General features: G+C 66.1%; 21 protein-coding genes. 12 read left to right on the forward strand and 9 right to left on the reverse strand.

The annotated features are described in order from the left end of the window. Positions 1-4 precede the first annotated feature (4 nt). Both G3O00_RS01090 and G3O00_RS01095 read left to right on the forward strand, forming a co-directional pair. On the forward strand, positions 5-748 hold the full coding sequence (locus G3O00_RS01090; RefSeq protein ID WP_206141779.1) for an ABC transporter ATP-binding protein: 744 nt from the start codon (positions 5-7) through the stop codon (positions 746-748). Then, entirely contained in the window at positions 738-1,460 is a 723-nt protein-coding gene (locus G3O00_RS01095) for an ABC transporter ATP-binding protein (RefSeq protein WP_174929022.1), read from the forward strand. The genes G3O00_RS01090 and G3O00_RS01095 overlap by 11 nt, the downstream gene beginning before the upstream one ends. Positions 1,461-1,611: 151 nt before the next feature. Here G3O00_RS01095 and G3O00_RS01100 read toward each other — a convergent pair whose 3' ends face one another. Together G3O00_RS01100 and G3O00_RS01105 are read right to left on the reverse strand one after the other, a co-directional pair. Continuing rightward, entirely contained in the window at positions 1,612-1,998 is a 387-nt protein-coding gene (locus G3O00_RS01100; protein WP_206141735.1) for a VOC family protein, read from the reverse strand. A gap of 145 nt (positions 1,999-2,143) precedes the next feature. Further along, positions 2,144-3,049 (reverse strand): alpha/beta hydrolase, encoded by a 906-nt coding sequence (locus tag G3O00_RS01105; RefSeq protein WP_206141736.1) that lies wholly within the window; start codon positions 3,047-3,049, stop codon positions 2,144-2,146. 117 nt (positions 3,050-3,166) lie between these two features. Between G3O00_RS01105 and G3O00_RS01110 the strand changes: the two genes are divergently transcribed. Next, positions 3,167-4,099: an AraC family transcriptional regulator gene (locus tag G3O00_RS01110; protein WP_206141737.1), complete on the forward strand. Its 933-nt coding sequence runs from the start codon at positions 3,167-3,169 to the stop codon at positions 4,097-4,099. A gap of 242 nt (positions 4,100-4,341) precedes the next feature. Continuing rightward, the gene (locus G3O00_RS01115) at positions 4,342-5,118 is read left to right on the forward strand and encodes an SDR family oxidoreductase (RefSeq protein WP_206141738.1); all 777 of its coding nucleotides are present in this window, start codon (positions 4,342-4,344) and stop codon (positions 5,116-5,118) included. An 80-nt stretch (positions 5,119-5,198) separates the two neighbouring features. Here G3O00_RS01115 and G3O00_RS01120 read toward each other — a convergent pair whose 3' ends face one another. The 4 genes from G3O00_RS01120 to G3O00_RS43220 form a co-directional block, all read right to left on the reverse strand. Continuing rightward, positions 5,199-6,614, reverse strand: a complete 1,416-nt coding sequence (locus G3O00_RS01120; protein WP_241024883.1) for an MFS transporter — start codon at positions 6,612-6,614, stop codon at positions 5,199-5,201. 183 nt (positions 6,615-6,797) lie between these two features. Further along, on the reverse strand, positions 6,798-7,523 hold the full coding sequence (locus G3O00_RS01125) for an SDR family NAD(P)-dependent oxidoreductase (RefSeq protein ID WP_174929027.1): 726 nt from the start codon (positions 7,521-7,523) through the stop codon (positions 6,798-6,800). Next, positions 7,516-9,330 carry an amidohydrolase family protein gene (locus tag G3O00_RS01130; protein WP_241024884.1) on the reverse strand — a complete coding sequence of 605 codons (1,815 nt, stop codon included), beginning with the start codon at positions 9,328-9,330 and terminating at the stop codon, positions 7,516-7,518. The genes G3O00_RS01125 and G3O00_RS01130 overlap by 8 nt, the downstream gene beginning before the upstream one ends. Positions 9,331-9,614: 284 nt before the next feature. Beyond that, the gene (locus G3O00_RS43220; RefSeq protein ID WP_241024885.1) at positions 9,615-11,201 is read right to left on the reverse strand and encodes a helix-turn-helix domain-containing protein; all 1,587 of its coding nucleotides are present in this window, start codon (positions 11,199-11,201) and stop codon (positions 9,615-9,617) included. 574 nt (positions 11,202-11,775) lie between these two features. Here G3O00_RS43220 and G3O00_RS01145 point away from each other — a divergent pair. Both G3O00_RS01145 and G3O00_RS01150 read left to right on the forward strand, forming a co-directional pair. Next, complete coding sequence (locus tag G3O00_RS01145; protein ID WP_206141740.1) at positions 11,776-12,747, forward strand: PDR/VanB family oxidoreductase; 972 nt, start codon at positions 11,776-11,778, stop codon at positions 12,745-12,747. Positions 12,748-12,826: 79 nt separating this feature from the next. Beyond that, positions 12,827-14,068 (forward strand): cytochrome P450, encoded by a 1,242-nt coding sequence (locus G3O00_RS01150; RefSeq protein ID WP_206141741.1) that lies wholly within the window; start codon positions 12,827-12,829, stop codon positions 14,066-14,068. A 587-nt stretch (positions 14,069-14,655) separates the two neighbouring features. On the opposite strand, the gene G3O00_RS01155 is transcribed toward G3O00_RS01150, so the two are convergent. Continuing rightward, positions 14,656-14,928, reverse strand: coding sequence for a hypothetical protein (locus G3O00_RS01155; protein ID WP_011350268.1), 273 nt, complete (start codon positions 14,926-14,928; stop codon positions 14,656-14,658). A 564-nt stretch (positions 14,929-15,492) separates the two neighbouring features. Here G3O00_RS01155 and G3O00_RS01160 point away from each other — a divergent pair. The 5 genes from G3O00_RS01160 to G3O00_RS01180 all read left to right on the forward strand — a co-directional run bounded on the left by G3O00_RS01160 (position 15,493) and on the right by G3O00_RS01180 (position 20,478). Continuing rightward, on the forward strand, positions 15,493-16,065 hold the full coding sequence (locus G3O00_RS01160; protein WP_206141742.1) for an Osa protein: 573 nt from the start codon (positions 15,493-15,495) through the stop codon (positions 16,063-16,065). A 265-nt stretch (positions 16,066-16,330) separates the two neighbouring features. Further along, the gene (locus tag G3O00_RS01165; protein ID WP_206141743.1) at positions 16,331-17,680 is read left to right on the forward strand and encodes a reverse transcriptase family protein; all 1,350 of its coding nucleotides are present in this window, start codon (positions 16,331-16,333) and stop codon (positions 17,678-17,680) included. Positions 17,681-18,006: 326 nt separating this feature from the next. Next, positions 18,007-18,336 carry an H-NS histone family protein gene (locus G3O00_RS01170; RefSeq protein ID WP_011350265.1) on the forward strand — a complete coding sequence of 110 codons (330 nt, stop codon included), beginning with the start codon at positions 18,007-18,009 and terminating at the stop codon, positions 18,334-18,336. Between the two features lie 298 nt (positions 18,337-18,634). Beyond that, positions 18,635-19,882 (forward strand): MFS transporter, encoded by a 1,248-nt coding sequence (locus G3O00_RS01175; protein ID WP_206141744.1) that lies wholly within the window; start codon positions 18,635-18,637, stop codon positions 19,880-19,882. Next, the gene (locus G3O00_RS01180) at positions 19,879-20,478 is read left to right on the forward strand and encodes a DNA-binding protein (protein ID WP_206141745.1); all 600 of its coding nucleotides are present in this window, start codon (positions 19,879-19,881) and stop codon (positions 20,476-20,478) included. The genes G3O00_RS01175 and G3O00_RS01180 overlap by 4 nt, the downstream gene beginning before the upstream one ends. Before the next feature lie 59 nt (positions 20,479-20,537). Here G3O00_RS01180 and G3O00_RS01185 read toward each other — a convergent pair whose 3' ends face one another. Further along, positions 20,538-21,434: a DUF1932 domain-containing protein gene (locus tag G3O00_RS01185; RefSeq protein WP_206141746.1), complete on the reverse strand. Its 897-nt coding sequence runs from the start codon at positions 21,432-21,434 to the stop codon at positions 20,538-20,540. A 171-nt stretch (positions 21,435-21,605) separates the two neighbouring features. Further along, positions 21,606-22,859 carry a LysR family transcriptional regulator gene (locus G3O00_RS01190; protein WP_206141747.1) on the reverse strand — a complete coding sequence of 418 codons (1,254 nt, stop codon included), beginning with the start codon at positions 22,857-22,859 and terminating at the stop codon, positions 21,606-21,608. A 452-nt stretch (positions 22,860-23,311) separates the two neighbouring features. On the opposite strand from G3O00_RS01190, the gene G3O00_RS01195 reads away from it, so the two are divergent. Further along, entirely contained in the window at positions 23,312-23,866 is a 555-nt protein-coding gene (locus G3O00_RS01195) for a hypothetical protein (protein ID WP_206141748.1), read from the forward strand. Positions 23,867-23,877: the final 11 nt, after the last annotated feature.

Below are 23,877 nucleotides of genomic sequence, written 5' to 3' on the forward strand. Positions count from 1 at the left end.
CACGATGAACACGCCGTCGCTCCGGCTGCGCGCGGAGGGCCTGTCGCGACGCTTCGGCGGGCTGCTGGCCGTGTCGGACCTGAGCCTCGAAATTCGCGAGCGCGAGATTCTCGGGCTGATCGGCCCGAACGGCGCGGGCAAGAGCACGACGTTCAACCTGCTCAGCGGCTTTCTCGCGCCGAGCGGCGGCCGGCTGGAAATCGGCGGGCACGACATGACGGGCCGCTCCCCGGAGACGATCAGCCGGCACGGGCTCGTACGGACCTTCCAGCACGGCAGCCTGATGCGCACGATGACGGTCGAGGACAACATCCTGATCGGCGCGATCGGCGGCATGCGCGGGACGAGTCACCGCGAACGCGCGCGGCGCGTGCGGGAAACGGCCGAGCTGGTGGGGCTGCAGCAGGTGCTCGGCGACACCGCCGGCGACTTGCCGCACGGGCTGCAGCGGTTGGTGAGCATCGCGATCGCGTTCGCGCCGCGGCCGCGGCTGCTGTGCCTCGACGAGCCGCTGACGGGCCTGAACCAGACCGAGGTGGCCGCGGTGCTCGAGACGTTCCGCACGATTCGCGATCGCTTCGACACGTCGATCCTGCTCGTCGAACACAACATGAAAGCCGTGATGCGAACCTGCGACCGGCTTTACGTGCTGCATCACGGTCAGTTGCTGGCCACCGGCACGCCGGCCGAGATCCGCGAGGATCCCCATGTGCTGGCCGCCTATCTGGGGAACGTGAATGTCGACTGACGCGCCCACCCTCGAGGTGACCCACCTGAACGCAGCGTACGGCGTCGTGCCCGCGTTGCATGGCGTGAGCCTGCGCGTGATGCGCGGGCAGGTCGTCACGCTGATCGGCGCGAATGGCGCCGGCAAATCCACGCTGTTGAAATGCGTGAGCGGGTTGTTGCCCGCGGCGCGCGACGCGGTTCGCCTGTTCGGCCGCCCGGTGGGCGGGCTGCCTCCGAACGCGCTCGTCGGGCATGGGCTAGCGATGGTGCCCGAAGGGCGCCGGCTGTTCGGTCCGATGACCGTGCGCGAGAACCTCGAGCTCGGCGCATACAGCCGGCGCGACACCGCGGGCATCGCGCGCAGCATGGCGCGCTGCCTGTCGTTGCTGCCGGACCTGACCGCGAAGCTCGACAAGCCGGCCGGGTCGCTGAGCGGCGGCCAGCAGCAGATGGTGGCGGTGGCGCGTGCGCTGATGGCCGAACCGAAGCTGCTGCTGCTGGACGAGCCGACGATCGGGCTCGCGCCGGCCGTCGTCGACCATATCGCACGGGTGGTGCGCGAAGTCAGCCGGGACGGCGTCGACGTGCTGCTGGTCGAACAGAACGCGGAGATCGCGCTCGGCATCGCGGACTACGGCTACGTGCTCGAAGGTGGCATGGTGGTGGCGCACGGGCCGGCACCGGACCTCGCGGCGAACGACGACGTACGGCGGGCGTACATGGGGATGTAGCCGGCGGTGCGCGCCACTCACGGTGAGCGGCGTGCGGCGAGCGGCCGGCGGAACGGATCGGGCTTGGAGCGGCACGAGCGGCAGCCGGATCGGCCGTCATGCGACGGCGATCGTGCCGCCCGTCAACGCCGGCAGCCCGAATCCCGCTTGCTCATGCAGGTTTGTGGAACGCGCAAAGCTTGTTGCCGTCCGGATCGCGCACGTAGGCGAGGTAAAACGCGCCGAACGGCGTGCTCCGTTCGCCCGGCGGATCTTCGCAGGTGCTGCCGCCGTGCGCCAGGGCGGCGGCGTGAAAGGCCTCGACCTGCTCGATGCTGCCGATCGCAAACCCGATGGTTCCGCCATTGGCGATCGAGGCAGGCTTGCCGTCGAGCGGTGACGTGATGACCAGCAGGCAATCGTCGTGCTGGTACACGATGCGCGGCGAGTTGAAATCGATATCGGCGCCAGGCGCCGCACCGACGACGGCGAGCACGGCGTCATAGAACTTCCGCGATCGTTCAAGGTCGTTGCTGCCCAGGTTGACATGGCTGAACATTGTTTTGGTATCCAGATGGTTGGCGATGAATGGAGGCTGGAGGGATGCGTCACGCACGGGCCTTCGGGGCGCCGGCGTGCCGGCCGATCCAGCCGGGTCCATACGCAACGCCGCCCGGCGTCGATTGTCCGGGCGGCGCATGTGCTCAGAGCTTGGCCTTGAAGAACGGGCCGAGCTTCGACATCGCTTCGCCGACCCAGTCCGGCTTGTCATACAGGCCGACGTGCGATGCGCCCGGAACGATGTGCAGGTGCTTGTCCTTGCTCGCGGCGCGACGGAACAGGTCTTCGCTGATCCAGCGCGTGCCCGCTTCCTCGCCGGCGACGAGCTGGATCGGCTGGGTCAGGAACAGCTCGACCAGGTGGAACGCGTCGAACGTCACGAGTTGCATCAGGCTGCGCACCGGCGCGGTGCTCGGCGACGTGGCGCACTGCGCGCGCGGTGTGCGGTAATACTCGACCGCTTCGGCCAGGTCCGCATTCGGTGCATCTGCTGCGGTCGTCGGCACGATCGGGTAGTAGACGGTGTCGATGCCGTTCGCTTCGTCGGTACGGGTTTTCGCGGCGTTCTCCAGTATCGCGAACGCACCGCTCAGGTCGCTGCGGCCTTCCCAGCCATTGCGCAGGATCGCGCCGTAGTTGGTCGCGCTGACGGCGCCCACGGCCTTGATGCGGCGATCGGACAGCGCAGCGGTCACCGTATAGGCGCCGCCCGCACAGATGCCCATTGCGCCGATGCGTTCCCGATCGACATAAGGCAGCGTCGTGAGGTAGTCGACGGCCGCGCTGATGTCCTCGACACGCGCATACGGGTTTTCGAGCTGGCGCGGCTCGCCGCCGCTCTCGCCCTGAAAGGACGCGTCGAACGCGAGGGTGACGAAGCCTTCGGCCGCGAGCTTGCCCGCATAGATGGCTGCGGTCTGTTCTTTCACGCCGCCCGCCGGATGGGTGACGACGATGGCGGGATACGTGTGGTTCTCGTCGAAGCCGGCGGGGAAATACAGGGTCGCGGCCATGTCGATCGAGCTGTTCTTGAACGTCATGGATTTCATGTTCGGGGTCCTCTGCGGTGATTCGATCGTGAATCGATAGCGGCATGTTAGTCCTTGAGGTGCGTACGAACCATGCTTTAAAGTACCTAATTCTTATTCGATCGTACGGATTTCGTGATGGATCCCCTTTCAGACGTGCTCTCGCTGCTCCAGCCCCGGAGCCAGTACTACGCGGGCCTGGATGCCGCCGGCGCGTGGTCGTTCGACTTTCCGCCGCACGAGGGCGTCAAATTTGCCGCGCTGATGCGCGGCACGTGCTGGGGTGTGTCGGACGATCTCGAACATCCGATCCGCTTCGACGAGGGCGACTGCTTCCTGCTGAACCGCGGGAGCCGCTTCGTCCTGTCGTCCGATCCGGCGTTGCCGCCGCAGAACGCGGAACACCTCATGGACGCGATCACCCATAACCAGGTGGCGTTGCACAACGGCGGCGGCGAGGTGCTGCTCGTCTGCGGGCACTTCGTGTTTTCCGGCAACCATGCCGCCGTTCTGTTCGATGCGCTGCCGCACATCATCAACATCCCGCGGGCATCGAGCCAGGCGGAGGTGTTGCGCTGGTCGCTGGATCAACTGGTCGCCGAATTGCACACGCCGCAGCCGGGTGGCGTGCTGATGTCCACCTACCTCGCGCACGTGATGCTGGTGCAGGTGCTGCGGCTGTTTCTCGGCACATCGAACGCGCTGCCGAAGGGATGGTTTCTCGCACTGACCGATCGACACATCAGCCTCGCGATCGGCGCGATGCACGCGCAGCCCGACCGTGCGTGGACGCTGGAAGAACTCGCCGAGGTCGCACTCATTTCGCGCACCGTGTTTGCGCAGCGCTTCAAGGCATTGGTGGGCAGCACGGCGATGGACTACCTGGCGCGCTGGCGCATGCTGATGGCGGCGGGGCGACTGCGCGACGGCAGCGAGAACGTGGCGTCGATTGCTTTCTCGCTGGGCTACAAGTCGGAAAGCTCGTTCAGTGCTGCGTTCAAGCGAATCATGTCGTGCTCGCCGATGCAGTATCGGCGTCAGGCTCTGGTCGCGGCCGACGCGGGGCATTGATGCGGCGTAGCTGCGGCGTAGCGGATGGCCGCAGCGTGCCCGAGCAGGCCACGCCGATTTCAATGTACGGCAACACGTTGCCGTCGCCGTTGATGCAAGCCTGCACGCGGATATTCAATGTCTCCCGAGAAAAACCCTTCAATTCCCGGGAGACAAGCCGAATGAACCGAACCCTCGATGTGTTGCGCGCCGGCTGCGGCGGACCGGATGCGACCGGTCCGTCGAGCATGGAGTGACCGCACATGACCCAATCGATCGGAAAACTTGCCGTCGTGACCGGTGCCGCATCGGGCATCGGGCGCTGCACGGTGGCGCAGCTGCTCGCGCAGGGATGGCACGTATGGGGACTCGACCTGTCGGCCGACGGGTTGCGGGAACAGGCGCAGGCCTTCGGGGCCGGCGAGCGTTTCCGGCATGCCGTTTGCGATGTGTCCGACCCGGCCAGCGTGGACGAGGCGTTTGCCGCCATCCTGCGCGACGATGTGCGCATCGACGCGCTGATCTGTTCTGCCGGCGTGATCCGGCCCGGCCCGCTCGCCGATCATGCGCCTGACGCGTTGCAGCTGATGTTCGGCGTCAACGTGATGGGGCCGTGGCTTTGCGTGCGCGCGGCGTTGCCGGGGTTGCGGCGAGGCGCGAGCGTGGCGGATCCGTCGCGCGTCGTGTTCGTCGGCTCGGTGGCCGGGATGAGCCCGAAGGCCGGCTCGGGCTTTTACGGCGCGACCAAGGCGGCGCTGCACGTGATGTCGGGCGTCTTTGCGGTCGAGCTGGCGCCGGGCGGCGTGACGTTCAACGTGGTTGCGCCGGGCACGGTCGAGACGCCGATGCTCGGGCAGGTGCTCGGTGCGACCGCCGCATCCGGCTACCGGCCGTACGGTGCGTCGCCGCTCGGACGCATCGCGCAGCCGGACGACGTGGCCGGTGCCATCCTCTATTTCGTCAGCGATGCCGCGCGATACGTCAACGGCGCCGTGTTGCCTGTCGATGGCGGCACGCGCGCGGCGATCGGCAAGGGCTGAGCGGGCCGTCGTTTTTTGCGTGGGCAAATGCGGGGCCCTCCGCCGGTCGTCTGGATGACCGGCGGAGCGGCCTCGATCGGTCAGGTGCGGCGGGGCGGTTCGCCGCCGTGCTGCCGCGTGGCCTGAAGCAGCGCCCGGTAGTGGCGCAGCGCGGTGAACAGCAGCCACGACGCGACGATCGACGCGATCGGGCAGACGATCGCAATCGAATAGCCGACGCTGTTCGGATCCTTGAAGATCTTGTCCGTGACGAGCGCGATGGTGGTCGGGCCCAGTCCGAAGCCGATCAACTGCCCGCAGAGGCTATACAGCGCGCCGACCGTGCCGCGCATACGCCCTGGCGTGCCGAGTTGCAGTGTCGCCGCCATCACGCCCGTCGGCAGGCTGTAGAAGAACACGGCGGCTGCCGTGATCGCGAGCGTGCCGCGCATGTCCGGCATGAACGGTATCGCCGCACAGCAGAACACGGCACCGACGATCGACCAGGCGGCCGTGCGCAGCGGCGCGTCCGCGTAGCCGCGCTTTTCGAATACGGCGGCACTGACCCAGGGGCCGATCAGCGTGCCGACCGTCGCAAAGACGATCACCACGAGGCCGAAGTTGAACCCGACCGTCGCGCGCGCGGCACCGTGGACGCGCACCAGGAACGTCGGCAGCCACGCGGGCATGCCGAGTACCATCATCGCGAGCATACCGATGCCGAGATAGATGCGGACGTAGAAGCCGCGATGCAGCCAGATGAACGCCGTCGTTTCGCGCAGCGAATAGGTCCGGTCGCCGGCAGCCGAATGGCGCACCTGCTGGCGCGAGGGCTCGCGCACCGTGAGGGCGACGATGGCGGCGACGAGCAGGCCGGGCAACCCGATCAGCACGAACGCCATCTGCCACGTGGCGAGCGGGTTCAGGATCGGCAGCCACGTGCGCATCTCGCCGGCCAGCATGAAGACCGCACCGCCCGCGAGGAGCGAGAATCCGCTGCCGAACAGCGGTGCCACATGAAAGATGCTGACGGCGCGCTGAATGTGTCGGGTCGAGAAGTGATCGGCGATCAGCGAGTAGCAGACCGGGATGACGCACGCTTCGCTGGCCCCGACGCAAAAGCGCAGGGCGAACAGTTTTTCGTAGCTGTCGGCCAGCCCGCACAGTGCGGTGAACAGGCTCCACGCCCCAATCCCCGCGACCAGCACGTTGCGGCGGTTCGCGGTATCGGCAAGCCGCCCGAAGAGCGGGACGGCGATCAGGTAGGCGGCCACGAACGCCGCTCCCTGCACCAGGCTCAATTGCGTATCGCTGATCCGCAGCGAATGGCGGACCGGGTCGACGAGCAGGTTCAGCAACTGCCGGTCGATGTACGACAGCGCACAGGTTCCCGTCATGACGATCAGTGCATACCAGGCGTAGGGGCTGTCGAGCGCCGCATGCCGGGAAGGCGCGTGAGCAATCGGGCCGTCGAGCGGGCCGGGTTCGTGGATGGCGTTCTGCGTCAGATGTTTCATGATCTCCTCCTGGTCGTCACGGACGTCGTTCCGTGGGCGCGCGCCGTCGCCCGGCATGACCGAGCCGGTGAGCGGCGGCTGAATGGTCGATTTATTTCGTGTGTCTATTGATTCGTATGTCTAATTATTGGAGGCGAGCGAAATGCCGGCCTCCAGCCGCATGGCGGCCGGAGGCCGGCGGCGTCAGGTGCGCATCAATCCTCCCGTTACCGGCAGCAATGCACCCGTGATCGACCGCGCCGCATCGGACAACAGAAACGCGATCACGCCTGCGACGTCCTGAGGCGTCACCCATGCGTCGAAGTCGGCATCGGGCATGTCCTGGCGGTTCGTCGGGGTATCGATGATGCCGGGCAACACCGCATTGACCGTGATGTTGCGGACCTTGAGTTCCTCCGACAGCGCTTCGGTGAAGCGGGCGACGGCCGATTTCGCGGCCGCGTAGGCACCCATGCCGGCGGTCGCGCGCACGGCGCTCGCCGCGCCGATGTTGACGATGCGCGCGCCGCCGCTTTGCACGAGATGCGGCAGCGCGGCCTTTGATGCGGTCACGCAGGTTGTCGTGTTGATCGCTACCATCCGCTGCCATTCCGACAGGTCGTCGCTGTCATCGAGCGTTGTCCACGTGAAGCCGCCCGCGATGTTCACGAGGCCGTCGATTCGGCCGCACTGTGCCGCGATCTCGTTCATCGCGGTGCGCGTGTCGTCCAGCGACGCGAGGTCCACGCGCCATGCGTGCGCGCCGTCCGGCGCGCGGCCGTCGTGAACGTCGAGCATGGCCACCCTGGCGTGCAGGTGCAGCAGTGCGTCGGTGACCGCGCGTCCCAGTTGCCCGAACGCGCCCGTCACCACGATGACCTTGCCGTCGAGGCGCATGTTGCTGCGTTGATCGATCGTGGCATCACGCATAGTCGCCGCTCCGCAGCAGGCGGCCGGGGAGCGCGCCGGTCGGCTGGCCGTCGCGGTAGGTGATGACACCGTTCACGAGCGTCGCGGTGTAGCCGTCCGCGGACTGGACGAGCCGCCGACCGCCGGCAGGGAGATCGTGAACGGGGTGCGGCGCGTGCAGCGTCAGGTTCGTGTAGTCGATCACGTTGATGTCGGCCTTCATCCCTTCGGCGAGCAGGCCGCGATCGGTCAGGCCGATCGCCAGCGCGTTGCGGCGCGACAGCTTGTTGACTGCCCATTCGAGCGATACGCGGCCTTCGGGCCGATCGCGCGTCCAGTACGACAGCACCGTCGTCGGATAGCTCGAGTCGCAGATCATCCCGTAGTGCGCGCCGCCGTCGCCGAGCGCGAGCAGCGTGTTGTCGTCGACCATCATGCGACGCACGGCCTCGAGGTCGCCTTCCGAATAATTGGAAGACGGGGCGAGCAGGATCGCGGTTCCGTCGCGTTCGAGCAGCAGGTCATACACGAGTTCGGCGGGCGGGGTGCCGGTGCGCCGTGCCTGTGCCCGGATCGACTGATCGGGCGTGGGTTCGTAGTTGGGCGGGTCGCCCAGCACGAACGAATCCTCGAAGTCCTTCACGATGTTGACGAACACCGGATTGGGATGCGCCGGCGTTTCCGACAGGATCGCCTGCCGGCGGGCCGGGTCGCGCATCGCGGCGACACGCTGGTCGAGCGGCAGCGCGTGAATGGCTTCGTAACTCGGGCGGAATCGAAACGGATGGAACGACAGGCCGAGACCGAACATCAGCCCGACGGGACGCGGAAAAACCTGGGCCCGGATCGGGAGCCCGTCGGCTTGTGCGTGGCGGTTGAGCGCGAGCATCGCTTCCGGCAGATCGACGCAGTGGTCCTTCTGCAGGAGCGAGTAACTGACCGGTCGGCCCGAGATTTCCGCGATCCTGCGGATCAGGGCCATTTGCTTCGCCGCGTCGGACTTCGCGCTGTAGCCGTCGGTGATGACCTGAAAGACCCCGCCGTCGGCCTCCTTCAAGCCCTCCGCAAGGGCGAACAGTTCGTCTGTCGCGGCCTTCACGCTCGGGGCAAGATCGCCTTCGACCGTACGATGCCCCGCATGCTGCGAGCTGCTGACGCCGAATGCGCCCGCCCGGATCGCGTCGCGCACGATCTCGGTCATCTGCCGCAGCTGGGCCGCGTCAGGCGGCCCGTCGCCATCGTTCATCACATACACGCGGATCGCGCTGTGCGGCACCTGGGTCGCGAAATCGATGTCGTATCGGCGTGCCTTCAGCGTATCCAGATACTCGGGGAAAGTCTCCCAGTTCCACGGGATGCCCTCCGTCATCACGATTTCGGGAATGTCCTCGACGCCTTCCATCACCTTGACGAGCGTGTCGCGCTGGGTCGACCGGCACGGCGCGAAACCGACGCCGCAGTTGCCGGTCAGGACCGTCGTCACACCGTGGTTCGAGGAGGGCGACAGCCGGGTTTCCCACGTGACCTGGCCATCGTAGTGCGTATGGATATCGACGAAGCCGGGCGTCACGATCTGGCCGGTCGCATCGATCTCCTCGACACCGCGCTCGGCGATCCGGCCGATCCGGACTATCTTGCCGTCGCGTATCGCGAGATCGGCGACGTAGGATGGTCCACCGCTGCCGTCGACGATCGTGCCCGACCGGATCACGACGTCAAAATCGGCGGCTTGCAACTTGCTGCGGGCAGGTATGCTCATTGGATCTGTCTCCTGTTTTATTACCCTGAAGTGCCGGTCGATCTTCGAAGCACATTGCGCGAGCGTCAACGGATTCGATGAAGGCTTTCCGTACATTGGACTCGTGCAGGCGTTGAGCACGGGATATTCGATGTCGGGCACACGTGCGGCGCGGCGCATCGCGAACCGGCGAGGCACTGGAAGTGGCAGGCGAGAGGAATATGAGGACTACGAATCGGAATGATTGACCGAAGCAAGGCAAGGAGATGCTACGGCGTTGCGATGACGACGGTCAGTCTTGTTACGCACGATGAAGCATGACGGCGTGACAGCGTGACGCGGCATGTTGCGTCGCGCAACCGCGATCGGCATCGTTACGGTGCCGAGTGCGCGTGGTTGAGCACGGCCGTCAGCTCGAGCGCCGCGCGCCTGAGCTCCGGCGCGATCCGGCGCCTGATCGCCTCGATATCGGGATCGACGTCGACCGCACTGCAAGCGAGCGACATCGGCGTGGCCGAGCGGCCGACGCGAATGGGCAGTGCGATCCCGTACGAGTGCCGCTGATACTCGCCGACCGACGTACATACGCCGGTGGAGCGCAATTCGTCGAATGCGCGTTCGATGCGGTTCCGGATCTCGACGGCTTGCGCGCCAGCTTTCTCCAGCAACGGCATCATGTAACGTGCGCGTTCGTGATCCGGCAGCGCCCACAGCCAGGCTCGCCCGATCGCCGTGGTGCTCATCGGCACCAGCGAGCCGACGCCCAGCCGCAACGTCGAAATCCGGCTGCTGGTGCGATGCGCGACATACAGCATGTCGAGCCGGTCGGGCACGGCGAGCGCAACGCAGACGCCGAGCCGATCGGCCAGCCGTTGAAGAACCGGGCCGGCGAGCCGTGTGACCGCATTCGTTTCGACGAACGCCTGGCCGATCGTGAATACGCCGCTCGCCAGTTCGAGATGCGGGCTGCCCGCGATGCGGCGGAGGAAGCCCAGGTGAACGAGTGTCGACGTCAGGCGTGCGGCGGCCGATCTCGACATCCCGGTCTCGCATTCGAGCTCCCGGATCGTTCGGGGTGCTCGCTCGGCATGAAACGCGCGCAGCAGTTGCAGCCCGCGATCCAGTGTCATCGTGATTTGAGCCGGGCGACGCGTCGCGGCCTCGAGATGAAGCGATGGATGCTCGGGCGGCATCTCGCCGTGGTTCGAATCGGTCGCCGTCCGGCACGTCGCTTCGAGCGTGCGCGCGAGCGCGGCGAGCCGCTGGCCGAGTTCCCGTTCGACCTGAACCTTCGACTGCGCGCCCGCGCGGCTGACGCAGGCGAGGACGACCGGAGGCCGGCCGGGCAGCAGGATCGGCGCGGCGACGCCCGCGATTTCCGGTTCCCAGTGTCCGTGCAAGGTCGCAAAGCCCAGGTCCCGGACCTGATCGATTTTCTCGAGCATGCGTTGCCGGATCGGCGCCCATAGCTGGCCCGCCCGCCGTTCCACTTTCCTGTGCAAATAGGCGCGTTCGGCTTCCGGAAGAACGGCCATCAAGGTCCAGCCCATCAGCGAATATGCGATCTGGACGCGCATTCCCGCCGTCAGTTGCAGATCGAAGATCGCCTCGCTGCTTCGCTGGGCATCGAGGACGATCACTTCGAGCCGATCCCGCGCACCGAGTAATACGAGCGTGTGGGTCTCTTCGGCGAACTTGCGCATTTCCGCACTGGCGACGCGCTGGATGTCGGCGTCGGAAATCGCGGCATAGCCGAGTGCCAGCGAGCCTGGCGCAAGCGAGTATCTGCGAGTGGCTTCATCGTGGTTGAGATAACCGAGCGTCACGAGCGAGCGCGACAGCCGCAGCACGGTTGGCGCCGGCAGGCCGGTCGCGTGTGCGATGTCGAGGTTGCTCAGGGACGGTGTGCGGCCCTCGAAGGCCGACAGGATCGACAGGCCGCGCGCGAGCGGCGTCATCATGGCCTTGTTTGCGATCCGTTCCCCCTGCTGCGGTTTGGGCCACACGGTATCGATGCCGGATGGACCGTTGCGACATCGCGTACGGACAGTCGAGGAGGAAAGTTTTCCGGGCTGCATCGTGTCTCCGTTGGCCGCGCGCCTGTCGGACGGTATCCGCGGTCCGTCGCATTGCGCTGCTGGCTGCGTTTTTCAGTGTAGCAACAAGTGGCTTGCGGACGCGCCGGGGAAATCCCTTTAAAGCGCAGTCATGCGCGTTGCGACGAGACGTCATGCGTCTTGTCAAATTCCGGAACGCGATTTGCCTCGGCGCCGAATCCGCATGCATGGCAAGCGCGCAATCCGGCGCATGTTCCGCCGGATGATGCGTGGCGAGCGCTGCGCTTGTTGCGACCCTGCGGCGGTTCGGGGAAACCCTGTTTCGATTCCAAAGTACGAGGAGGCCCGAGCGACAGGTTTGCCCGGAACTTGCGCGCGGCGCTTCAATGGGTCCCGACGAAAGGCAAACAATCGGAGTGTCGAACTTGCATCGCCGGCCTGACGGCCGTGTATCGAACAGGAATGGGGAGACGTTGAAATGCCAGCTACCTTTGCAGTGAAAGTCACGCGGAAGTGGAATGAAACGCCGGACATTTGCGTGCTGGAATTGCACGCCGTTCACGAAGACCAGAAACTCCCGGCCTTTGAGGCCGGCGCGCACGTCGAAGTCCATTTGCGTGGATTGCCGTCGCGACAGTATTCGTTGTGCAACACGCCCGGCCCAACGGACTGCTATCAGTTGGGTATCTTCCTCGAACCGGAATCGCGTGGCGTATCGCGCGCGATTCACCAGACGGTCGAGGTGGGCCACACCTTCGATATTTCCCCGCCGAAAAACCATTTCCCGCTGGCGGAAGGCGCAACGCACAGTCTTCTTCTGGCTGGCGGGATCGGGGTCACGCCGGTCCTGGCGATGGCGGAAGCGCTGGCGTCGCGCAGCGCCAGCTTTGATTTCCATTACTGCACGCGAAGCGCGGAGCGCATGGCTTTCCAGACGAGAATCGGGCAGTCCGGATGGCGGCGGAATGCACACCTCTATTTCGACGACGCGCCTGACGATCGACGCCTGGACCTGAACGCCGTGTTGTCGAGTCCGGCCGCCGGAACGCACCTGTACGTGTGTGGCCCGTCGGGCTTCGTGACATGGGTGAAGCAGGCCGCGACGCAATCGGGATGGCCGGATACGCACGTCCATTCGGAATCCTTTACGGGTGTCGCCGTCGAGGTGCAGGACGGCGACCGGGCGTTCGACGTCGAGATCGCTGAAACGGGGCAGATCATCCATGTCGGGAAAGACCAGACCGCGTTGAATGCCTTCGTCGAGGCCGGCATCGACATTCCGAGTTCCTGCGAGGCCGGCAACTGCGGAACCTGCCAGACGATGGTCGTGTCGGGCGCCATCGATCACCGGGATCAATATTTGACCGCTGCGGAACGCGCGGCGAACAAGTCGTTCATGCCGTGCTGTTCGCGGGCAGCCGACGACATGATCGTTATCGCTCTGGAGTAGCAGGATGAGGGGTGTTCATGCGGATGCCAGATTTCAAAAATATTCGGACAACGAAATTATATGAAATTGAGGAAAAATCATGAAACATAGAATCGATACCTATCGCGATGCGGAAAAGACGATGAAGGACAAGACCCTTCGACAGGCGATGTACGATCCGGCCTTGTTCTTCATGAAGGATACGGTCGTCAACCTTCACGGCGACGCCCACCTGAGAAAGCGCCAGGCGCTCAACAGCCTGTTCACCCGTGAATTCTTTCGCGACTACCAGAACCGTGTGTTGCCCGCCGCGCTCGATCAGGTGCTGAAGCCCGTCGTCGCCGAAGGGCGGGGCGATGTGGCCATCCTGGCGTTTCAGGCACTGGTCAATCTGACTTCCGACGTCACCGGTATCGACCGGGTCGGCACCGAGGAAGAGACGAACCGCATCCTCAAGATCATTCGCGGATTGGCCCACGTATCGACCGTCGAGCAATTGTTGTCGGGGAGCGTGGACGACGCGAACCGGAAAATCCGGGAAGCGCTCGTGGAGTTCGAACGCGATTTCTATGTCCCGTCGGCCAGGCGTCGGCAGGCATTGATCGATCAGGGTGCGGAACTGCCGAAAGACGTGATGACCGTGATGCTGGTCAACTACCCGAACGGCGAACTGCCTCATGACGTCATGGTCAAGGACGCCGCGCTGTTTCTGCTGGCCAGCGCGGCCACACAGGCCAATACGCTGTGCTTCATCATGCTCGACATCCTGACGTGGTGCCGCGATCATCCCGGCACGCGAGAGACGCTGCTGGTCGAACCCGCCACGCTGCAGAAATTCATCTGGGAAGCGATACGGCTTCATCCGCCGCAGGTTGTCTCGTTGCGCCGGGCGTCCTGTCCGATGCATGTCCCGGACGGCGGTGAGGTGGCCGCGGGCGACGTGATCGAGTTCGACATGGCGACTGCCAACCGTAACCCGGACATCTTCGGGCCGGACGCGGACACGTTCAATCCGTATCGCGTGCCGCCCGGCCGGATTGCCGCCCCCGGGCTTTCTTTCGGAGCGGGGCCGCATGCGTGTGTGGGCCGGGTGCTGGCGGCGGGGGTGCCGATCACGGCGGAGAACGCGGACAACGAGGATACCGAATTCGGCACGCTTCACATGATCACCCATGCGTTGCTCGAACTGGGGGTTGACCTGGATCGTGACCATCCGCCGATCGTCGATGAAGCGACGGTGCGGCGGCATATCGTGTCGTTGCCTTTCGTCCTGCGGCCGGAGCTGGCTGCGGCAGCGGGCAGGGAAGTCGCGGGTGGGGGCTGTCCTTTCACGCGGTCGTAGGGGGCAATCTGGCGTGAAAGTGCAGCGGCACGAAGAATGTGCCGTCAGGCAGGCTGCGCCCGGGTGTCGTGCCTGGGCGCAGGCGGCCGGTGACGGGGCTGCTTGATACGGCGCCGCAAGGCGGTCTTCGACTCTCCGGGCAAATGGGCGCCGAACGGCTGCCGATCGACGCGTGACTACCGGCGCGGCCTTTTGGCGCCGGCGCCGGCTCCGATTGCACAGCCCATTGCCGTTCCCAAGCTCAACCACAGGCCCATGCTTTCAGTTGCTGCGCCAACCGCAGCGCCGACAGCTATGCCAATTGCAAGCCACTTTCCCATTTTCTTTCGCTCATGCACGGTGACAGTGCCAAGCACATTAGCATGAGGTCAACGGGCGACGAAGTGTTGGGCGCCTGTCCTGTCATGGTAAGCATGGCCCGCTTCATTGGTACCGGGGCGGACCTGACAGACGGTTGATCAGGCAGCGGGCCTTCAGGTGTCATGATGCGCAGCACCGACACCGCAGCCCGCGATGGCGCTGGATCCAGCATGTCAATCCAGCCCCGGGCTCCACGTATTGATAATCGTCGAGCGTTTCAAGGCTGATTAGCGAATGGCAAAGCGGGCCGCCGGCGAGCCATTCGAGCAATTATTCCCATAGATAAACAGATTCCTGTTTTCTGAATACGCCTGGTAAATAATTGAATAAACCTCCTTGGCGCTGAACGAGTAGATGCCGTCGTTAATGGTCACCAGCAAGTTGCCGGTGGTGTCGGTTTCGATCTTGTCGATCTTGCCGGCCTTGCAAAGCGCCTGGGCGGACGCGCACGTGGAGGCGAGCATCAGTGCTGAAAACAGCACGGTTGCAATCTTCTTCATGACTTTCCTTTGATATTGAATGAATTAAAGCGAACGGACGACGTTGGTCACGCCCGGGAAGACGTGTCTGTCTTTCCGGATTGCCGATTCACAAGTGTCTGGAAATCAACGGTGGCCTGACAAGGTGGAAACTTTGCGACAAAGCACGAATGCAATGATTCGTGCTGCGCCTCCGTATCTCGTTGATTTTTGAATCGCGGTGTTGCGGCGCACAACACAGACTATTTATTTGAATTTGAGGGCGCCAATCGTATTAATTTATCGTTAATAAGATTTGATAATTTTTGTTTGAATGTTATTTTCTTGAATTCTGCGGGTTGTTGTTCTTGTTTTTTTGATTATTTCGATATTTAAATAATCGACGATGAATATTGATTCGATGGTTGATGGTGTGGCGGGCCAGGTCGGCTCGCCCCGGCCCGGCCCGGAAAGACGCTACACTGCGCGAGTTCCCGACCATGCAGGGAGCGTCAGGACGCCGGGCCCGCGGATTGCAAACGTGTGACGATGTGATTGCCCGTCCCCTGACTCATTCGAACAAGTGACGAGAGAAAGAGAGGGCCCATGCTGACACGTCTTCGTATCGGACTCGATCGCGCGCGCGACCTGCGCGAAGCGGGACGTCCGTCTCCCATCCAGCCGCGGCCGCAGGCGAGCGAGCTGGTCGACCTGAGCGCGAAGCGCGCGATGTGGCGCGTTGCCGTGCCGGGCCAGGCCGACTGCTACATGGCGGCAACACCCGCCGAGACGGAGCGCTACGTCGTCCATCTCGACGCGCAGACCTTCTACGGCCTCTGGCTCGGCACGAGCCCGACGTTTCCGCAACTGAACTCGCAGGACTGCGTGCCGCGCCGCGTCATGCCGCTCGACGGCAAGTACGCGTCGGCTGCCGCCGCGTTCCGGGCCGGCCGCCTCGAACCGGTGGCACTGCCGCCGGTCGGCTACTGGCTCGAGGGAAGCGGGTACGAAGTTGCGATGAGCAACGGCATGACACGCACCTTCTGGCTGCTCGCCAACCGCGTGCGGTCGTTTCCGGTCAGCGTCGACAACGCGACCTGGGCCACGATGCTGAACAACGTGGCTGGCGTCGGCGTTGCGCCAATCGCGTACCGCGAACTGTTCTCCCGGCACGCGTAGGTCGCGCGTCGCGATCCGGGCTGCCGCGGCGGCGCCGGATCGCCACCTCGTTTGACACGCCGCGTTCGCGGCCATTAAAGTCGCATCGCGGGCCGGTGGGTCAAGCACACGCCCGGAACAGGCAGCCGATGTTCCAGGACTACGGGGCTACCCCGTGGATCAGATCGACACCCCGATGCGTCGCAAGGAGCACGGTTGCGCGTTGCGCAACGCGACTCCTCGCAGCACCAGTCACGTTGGCTCATCGTCCCGCCCATCGATTCCCATGTCCGGCTCCCTGTTCGACACCACCCGCGCGATTGCCGAAGCGATGCTGGCCGGCGAACCTGAACGCCCCGGCGTCCTGGCCCGGATGGCGGCCGTGCTCGGCGGCGCGCCACCGTGGACGCACGAAGTCGCGGATGCCGCGCTCGCACGCTTCGGTGCGCGCTGGGCCGACGTCGACATCGAGACGCTTGCGGCGGACCTCGCCGATGCGCCGGCTTTCGTGCTCGCCTGGTACGGCAGCGATCGGCCCGCCGCGATCCGCGTCGTGCGACGCCCACTGGTCCAGCAGCCGTTGCCGGCGCCGCTCGCCGGCTGCGACGTGCCGCAATGGGCGACGCCCGGCGATCTTGCCGCCTGGCTCGGCGTGAGCGCGGCGGAACTCGACTGGCTGTCCGACCACTGGCGCGTCGACGCGCGCAGCAACGCCACGCCGTTGCATCACTACACCTATGTGGCGCACGACAAGCGCAGCGGCGGCAGCCGCCTCGTCGAAATCCCGAAAGGCCGGCTGCGCGAAGCGCAGCGCCGCATCCTGCACGAGCTGCTCGATCGCATCGCGCCGCACGGTGCGGTGCACGGTTTTCGCAAGGGGTACGGCATCGTGTCGTTCGCGGCGCCGCATGCGGATCGCGATGTCGTCGTCCGTTTCGATCTGGCGGATTTCTTCGTATCGATACGCGCCGCACGCGTGCACGCGCTGTTCGTCACGCTCGGGTACCCGGCCGAAGTCGCGCGCACGCTCACCGGGCTGTGCACCAATCGCGTGCCGTCCGCGCGGCTGCTCGCGCCGGACCTGCGCGACCGGTTCGACTGGATTGCTCGCCAGCGCTATCGCGAGCGGCATCTGCCGCAGGGTGCGCCGACGTCGCCGGCGCTGGCGAACCTGAGCGCGTTCCGGTTCGACATGCGGCTCGCCGCGCTCGCGCGTTCGCTCGGTGCCACCTACACGCGCTATGCCGACGATCTCGCCTTTTCCGGCGGCGGCACGCTGGCACGCGACGTCGAGCGGCTGCAGGTCCGGGTTGCCGCGATCGCGCTCGACGAGGGTTTTGCGCTGCAACTGCGCAAGACACGCGTGATGCGGCGCGGCATGCGGCAGCAACTGGCCGGCGTGGTCGTCAATCGTCATCCGAATCTGGCGCGCGATGAGTTCGATCTCCTGAAGGCCATCCTGACCAACTGCATCCGGAGCGGGCCGGCGTCGCAGAATCGGGATGCGCATCCGGACTTCCGCGCGCACCTCGCCGGGCGCGTCGCGCATGCGGCCGCGCTGAACGCGGCGCGCGGCGCGAAGCTGCGCGCGCTGTTCGACCGGGTCGCGTGGGACGCCTGCGACGTCGGGCAGTAATCGGACGTATCCGCATCGACGCCGGCCGCCGTCTTCTGCAACACGACGCCGAGCACTGCTATCATTCGCGCCATGCCGCGCCCGTGCCAGGGGCGGCGCTTATTTTCCGCAGCCGTTCGCCGTGCTTTCGTACATGGCGAGCTGCGCGTTGCCGGCCCGGTCCTGTCTGTCATTGATTGACGCGCGACGTCGTTTAGTGCGTATCGCGCAAACCATGCCGGCTCAAACAAACGATTCACACATTTGACAGCCCCCATCGGCGGAACTTCGTGGTAGGTTCCGCCATCGGAGCTTTTTGCGAAAACATGCCCAAAGAGGATGAATACATGACCCAGGCCCTGCAGGAACTCGAAGCACAACTTCGGGACCTGAATATCAAGCTGTCGGATGCGAAGCAGAAGGAGAAGCAAGCCGCGCTCGCGGCATTCAAGGAACAGGTCGAGCTTTTGGGAATTTCGCAGCAGGAAGTGCTGAGCGCGCTTGGCTATATCGTCCAGCGAAAACGCAAGGCACCTGCCAAATTCTACGATCCGACGACCGGTCGCTCATGGTCGGGCCGCGGCCCGCGGCCGAAATGGCTCGAAGGCAAGGATCTCGATACGCTCGCCGTCGACCGCGAGGCCAAGACCTGGTGGCCCGGAGACGATCAGGGCTGAAGCCGGCCGGGCCGCGAGGCCACCCGGCGCTGTCCGGTTCGCACAAGCGGGCCGGCCGGTAACACTCCGCCAGCATGCTGTTTTTCATCCGGTGTCGGGCCTGACCGCGACATCGCCGGCCTTGCCGCCGACACCGGATCGCCGTTTTTCCCTCCCGTTCATGACCCGCAGATTCCCGCTCGCCGTCCGGCAAGCGGGTGCCGACGCGCGCGCGGACCCTTGCCGCGGGCTGGCCCGCCGGCCCGTCGGGCACCGGCACAGGCCTTAGAATGTCGCCGGACAATCGTGGCAGGACACCATGGCAGCAAACATGAAATCTTCGTCGCTCGGCGGCCCGTCGGCCCCGCGCGTGGAGCAGGTCGGCGCGTACGCGTGGAAAGCGCTGGCCGGATCGGCGATCGGCTATGCGATGGACGGCTTCGACCTGCTGATCCTCGGCTTCATGCTGCCGGCGATCACGGCGGCGCTGCAATTGACGCCCGGGCAGGGCGGCGCGCTGGTCACGTGGACGCTGATCGGTGCCGTCGCCGGTGGCATCCTGTTCGGTGCGCTGAGCGACCGTTACGGGCGCGTGCGCGTGCTGACCTGGACGATCCTGCTGTTCGCGATCTTCACCGGGCTGTGCGCGTTCGCGCAGGGTTTCCAGGATCTGCTGGTGTACCGCACCATCGCGGGCATCGGGCTGGGCGGCGAGTTCGGGATCGGCATGGCGCTCGCGGCGGAAGCGTGGCCGGCCAGCAAGCGCGCACGCGTGTCGTGTTACGTCGCGCTCGGCTGGCAGGCCGGCGTACTGCTGGCCGCCCTGCTCACCCCGTTCCTGCTGATGCACATCGGCTGGCGCGGGATGTTCCTGGTCGGCGTGCTGCCCGCGCTGCTCGCCTGGGCGATGCGCAACAAGCTGCACGAGCCTGAAGCGTTCGTGCAGCGCGCAGCGCAGCCGAAGCCCAACGCGTTCCGCCTGCTCGTCGCGGACGGCCGCACTGCACGCACGAGCCTCGGCATCGTGATCCTGTGTTCGGTCCAGAACTTCGGCTACTACGGGATCATGATCTGGCTGCCGACCTTCCTGTCGAAACAGATGGGCTTCTCGCTGACGAAGTCGGGGCTGTGGACGGCGGCGACGGTCGTCGGGATGATGATTGGCGTCTGGGTGTTCGGGCAGCTGGCCGACCGCATCGGGCGCAAGCCGACGTTCCTGCTGTACCAGCTCGGCGCGGTCGTGACGGTCATCGCGTATGCGCGGCTGTCCGACCCGGCCGCGATGCTTTGGGCCGGTGCGCTGATGGGCATGTTCGTCAACGGGATGGTCGGCGGCTACGGGACGCTGATGTCGGAAGGCTATCCGACGGCCGCACGCGCCACCGCGCAGAACGTGCTGTGGAACATCGGCCGCGCGGTCGGCGGCTTCGGCCCGGTCGCGGTCGGCGCGCTGGCCGCGCACTACTCGTTCCAGACGGCCATCGCGCTGCTCGCCGGCCTCTACGTGCTCGACATGGTCGCGACGCTGTTCCTGATTCCCGAGCTCAAGGGCGTCGAACTCGAATGAGCGCGGCGATCGCGCGTCACCCAACGACTTCACCGGAAACCACGATGCAACAGAAGAACAGGACGATCGGCGTGATGGGCTCGGGCAAGGAGCCGTGGCTCGCGTTTTCGGAGCCGCTCGGCGCCTGGCTCGCGCAGGCCGGTTTCAACCTGCTGACCGGCGGCGGGCAGGGCGTGATGCTGGCGGTCGCACGCGCGTTTGCCGGCGTGCCGGGGCGGGCCGGCCGCTCGATCGGCATCCTGCCGACGCACGCCGATCCGCTCGCGGGTTTCGTGCCGCTCGACGGCTATCCGCATCCGTTCGTCGACATCCCGATCCTCACGCCGCTGCCGCGCCGCGAGCCGGACGCCGCCCCGGATACGATCAACCGCAACTACGTGAACGTGCTGAGCAGCGACCTGATCGTTGCGCTGCCGGGTGGGCACGGCACGGCCGAGGAGATTGCGCTCGCGCAGCGCTGGGGCAAGCCGCTCATCTGCTTCGGGCCGGACGGCGCGTTTCGCGAGCTCGCGGTGGGGGCCACCTGCACATCGTCGCTCGACGACGTGATCCGCTTCGTGGACGACGCATTCTCTGCGGAGCAGGCGCTTCGCTAGCGGATTGAACGGCGTCGACCGCGTTCGTCGCGATGTCGGCGCGGCGGCGTGGCCGGTTTCTACCGTTGCCGGCCGTCCAGCAGGTCGAGCGTCTGCGCCCAGTCGAACGGCAGCAGTGCGTCGTAGTCGAGCCCGCGCTCGGCCATCCTGTCGACGAAGCGATCCTGCACGCGCGCACATGCCGCGCTCATCTCCGGCGCGATGCCGCCTTCGCGCAACGTCTCACACACTTCGCGCATCTCCGCCGCGCGCCGGCGGCCGTGTTCGGCGACGCGGCCGATCAGGTAGCCGGGCAGGTCGGGCGATGTCGCAAACTGGTCGAATGTCTGCCGCAACGACGCGAGCACGAGCGCGTCGGCGCCGTATGCGCGAGCGGCGCCCAGGCATTCGACGGTCAGCGCCTCGATGCCCTTGATCATCACGCTGCGGCACATCTTGGCCGCCGACGCGACGCCGACCCGAGCCGACACGGCCCGGGCATTGAAGCCGAGCGCCTTCAGCTCGTACGCAATCGCTTCGGCCTGCGGACCGCCCAGCAGCATCGGCACGGCGAGCCCGTACGGCGGCACGGGCGCCATCACGGCCGCTTCGACATAGTGGCCGCCGGCGGCTTCGATCCGTTGCTGGCCGTGCTGTTTCATCGTCGGCGATACCGAGTTGATGTCGATGAAGGTCTGGCCCGGCCGGATGCACGCGGCCACGGCGTCGGCAACGTCGGCATCGGACGATGCCGTGACGGCGGAGACGATCCACCGCACATCGCGGACTGCATCGGCGAGGGTCGGTGCGACCCGCACGTTCAGGCGCGCGGCCCTGTTGCGCATCGCGGGCGCGGCGTGCGCGTCGTCGAGCAGCCGGTCGTACATCGTCACGCGCACGTTTCGCGCGGCCAGTGCGCCGCCCAGCAGGCCGCCGGCTTCGCCGAATCCGATGAATGCGATCGTCGAATCGTTCATGCGTGTTGCTCCTTCACGATTGGGGATAGCGGCCGTCACGACGGACGGTATCCGGCGCGCTTATGACGGCGCCGCGAATCGACGCCGCGCCGACCGGCCACTGCGGGATATTGTCGGTTCATCGCAGAAGCGCATGCCATGCGAACCCGCCGCGACAGCCATGCGCTTTCCTTATCGCCCGACGGCAGCATGCGGCGCGCGCGCCACCTCGGTCGCCACGATGCGGATCGCGTCGATCAACGCGCGTGCGGCCGGTGACGGCGGGCTGCCGGTGCGCGTCATCAACCCGATATCGCGCGTCGTCTCGCGCATCGGCGGGACGTCGAGCACGGCCAGCAAGCCCGAATCGCACTCGTAACGCAGTTGCTGCGCGGACAGCACCGCGAGCATGTCGGTGTGCAGCAGCAGGCCGCGGATCACCGCGAGGTCGGCCGTCTCGACCGTCGGCATCGGCGGCTTGAGCTTCATCCGTCGAAACAGCGCTTCGAACAGGCCGCGTGCGGGCGAATGAATGCGCGGCAGGATCCATTGCGCACTGGCGAGGCTCTTGATGCCGAGGTTGCGTACGCTGGCGAGCGGGTGATCGCGCCGCGCCAGCACGACGAGGCTCTCCGACATCAACCGTTCGTTTCCGAGGTCGCTTGTCGGGTCGCTCGCGCGCAGCGCGCCGAGGATGAAGTCGATATCGCCCGCGCGCACGCCCGCGACGAGCGCTTCGTACGCGCTTTCGTCGGTGATCACGCGCACTTTCGGGAAGCGCGTGACGACGCGTGCGACGGCCTCGGGCAGCATCAGCGTGCGGCCGAGCGGCAGCGCGCCGACGGTCACGACGCCCTGGATGCTGCCGTGCAGCGCCGCGACGTCGTCGGCGACATGCCGCAATTCGTTTAGCGCGCGCCGCACGTGCAGCAGGAAGGTTTCGCCGTCCGTCGTCAGCAGCAGGCCGCGCGGATGGCGATGGAACAGCGCGAATCCCGCGCCGCTTTCGAGAATCCGGATCGCGCTGCTGACGGCCGGCTGCGTGACGCCGAGCGTGCGTGCGGCGCTCGGCATGTGCCGGTGCCGCGCGAGCGTCGAGAACAGTTGAAGCCGCCGCGTGTTGAGCAGGTAGGCGGGCAGCCCGCCCTCGGCCGAGGCCCGCCGGCGCGACTGGCGCAGCGCGCACCAGTTCGCCAGTTCGCCGAGTTCGGCGAACACGCGCTCGCCGCGCTTCAACACCGCGCGCCCAACCGGCGTCGCGAGCATGCCCGACGGTTTGCGGTCGAACAGCGGCTCGCCGAGCGCCGTTTCGATTTCCTGCACGGCGCGCGTGACGGCCGATTGCGCACGAAACAGCGTCGCGGCCGCGCGGCTCACGCTGCCGGTGTCGGCCACACGCTGCACCGCGTACAGGCAGGCGAGGTTCGGGAGTTCGGTGTCGTCCATGGGCGGTCGGGTGCGGACGGGCCGCGTGGCATGCCGGTGGGGGCGCAGCGCGCCGGCGGCAGATGTCGAACGACTTTACCGGAACGGCGGCGCAGCAGCTTGCATCGTGCTTATCGGCCTATCTGTTTTGTTTATCGGGTTCGGCGAGCGGGGGCCGATGGCGGGGCCGGCGGCCCGGCGCGAGCCCGGGCGCGGGCGCCATATCCGGCGGGCGTTCCGGCGATCCATCGGATGAATGGCGTCGTGCCGAACGACTCGGACGTCATGCCATTTCGACGAAATTTAAGGGTTTCCCCCGACTACGTGGTGCGATCGTCGGTTGCGTACTTTCGATCCCGGCAGCCGCATCGGCACAGTTGCCGGCGTAGCGGACCGCCATCTGATTCATTGTTTGTCCGACCACCCCGGGCGTTCCGCAAGCGATGCGCCCATCTGACGAGCGAGGCAGTGCAATGGGACGACAGCAGACGTTGGGAGCCGGCAAGCCGGCGGGCGGCATGCACGCCGATGCATCGCCGGACCGGGCCGCGTGGGCGGACACGGTGCGCGCGGGCGTTCGCGGCGGCGTGGCCGGCGCGGTGCTGATCTGGGTTTACGAGGCGCTGGTCTGGGTCGGTGCGCAGCACCTGATGCCGCTGGCCGGCATCCCACGCAACGCGACGGGGCTCGTGTTCGGCAAGGGCGTGCAGGATGCGCTCGGCATCGGATCGTATTTCATCGGCACCGCGATTCATTTCGCGTTCGCGATGGCGTGGGGCATCGTGTTCGCGGCGATCTGGCCGTGGTTCCGCCGGCGCGGCTTCGAAGCGACGTTCGTCGCGCTGTTCTTCGCGATCGTCGCGTGGATCGTGATGCACGTGATGATCATGATCGCGTCGAGCAACCACCCGAACTACTTCGACCCGAACGTGATCATCGGCGGGTTCATGTCGCACTTTGTCTTCACCGTCCCGCTCGCGCTGGTCGTCAAGCACAGCCTGGCGTCACAACCGCGCGGCTACGCGTAGCCAGCAGACGT

This window comes from Burkholderia sp. Ac-20384 (assembly GCF_017104605.1).
Classification (GTDB): Bacteria; Pseudomonadota; Gammaproteobacteria; order Burkholderiales; family Burkholderiaceae; genus Burkholderia; species Burkholderia lata.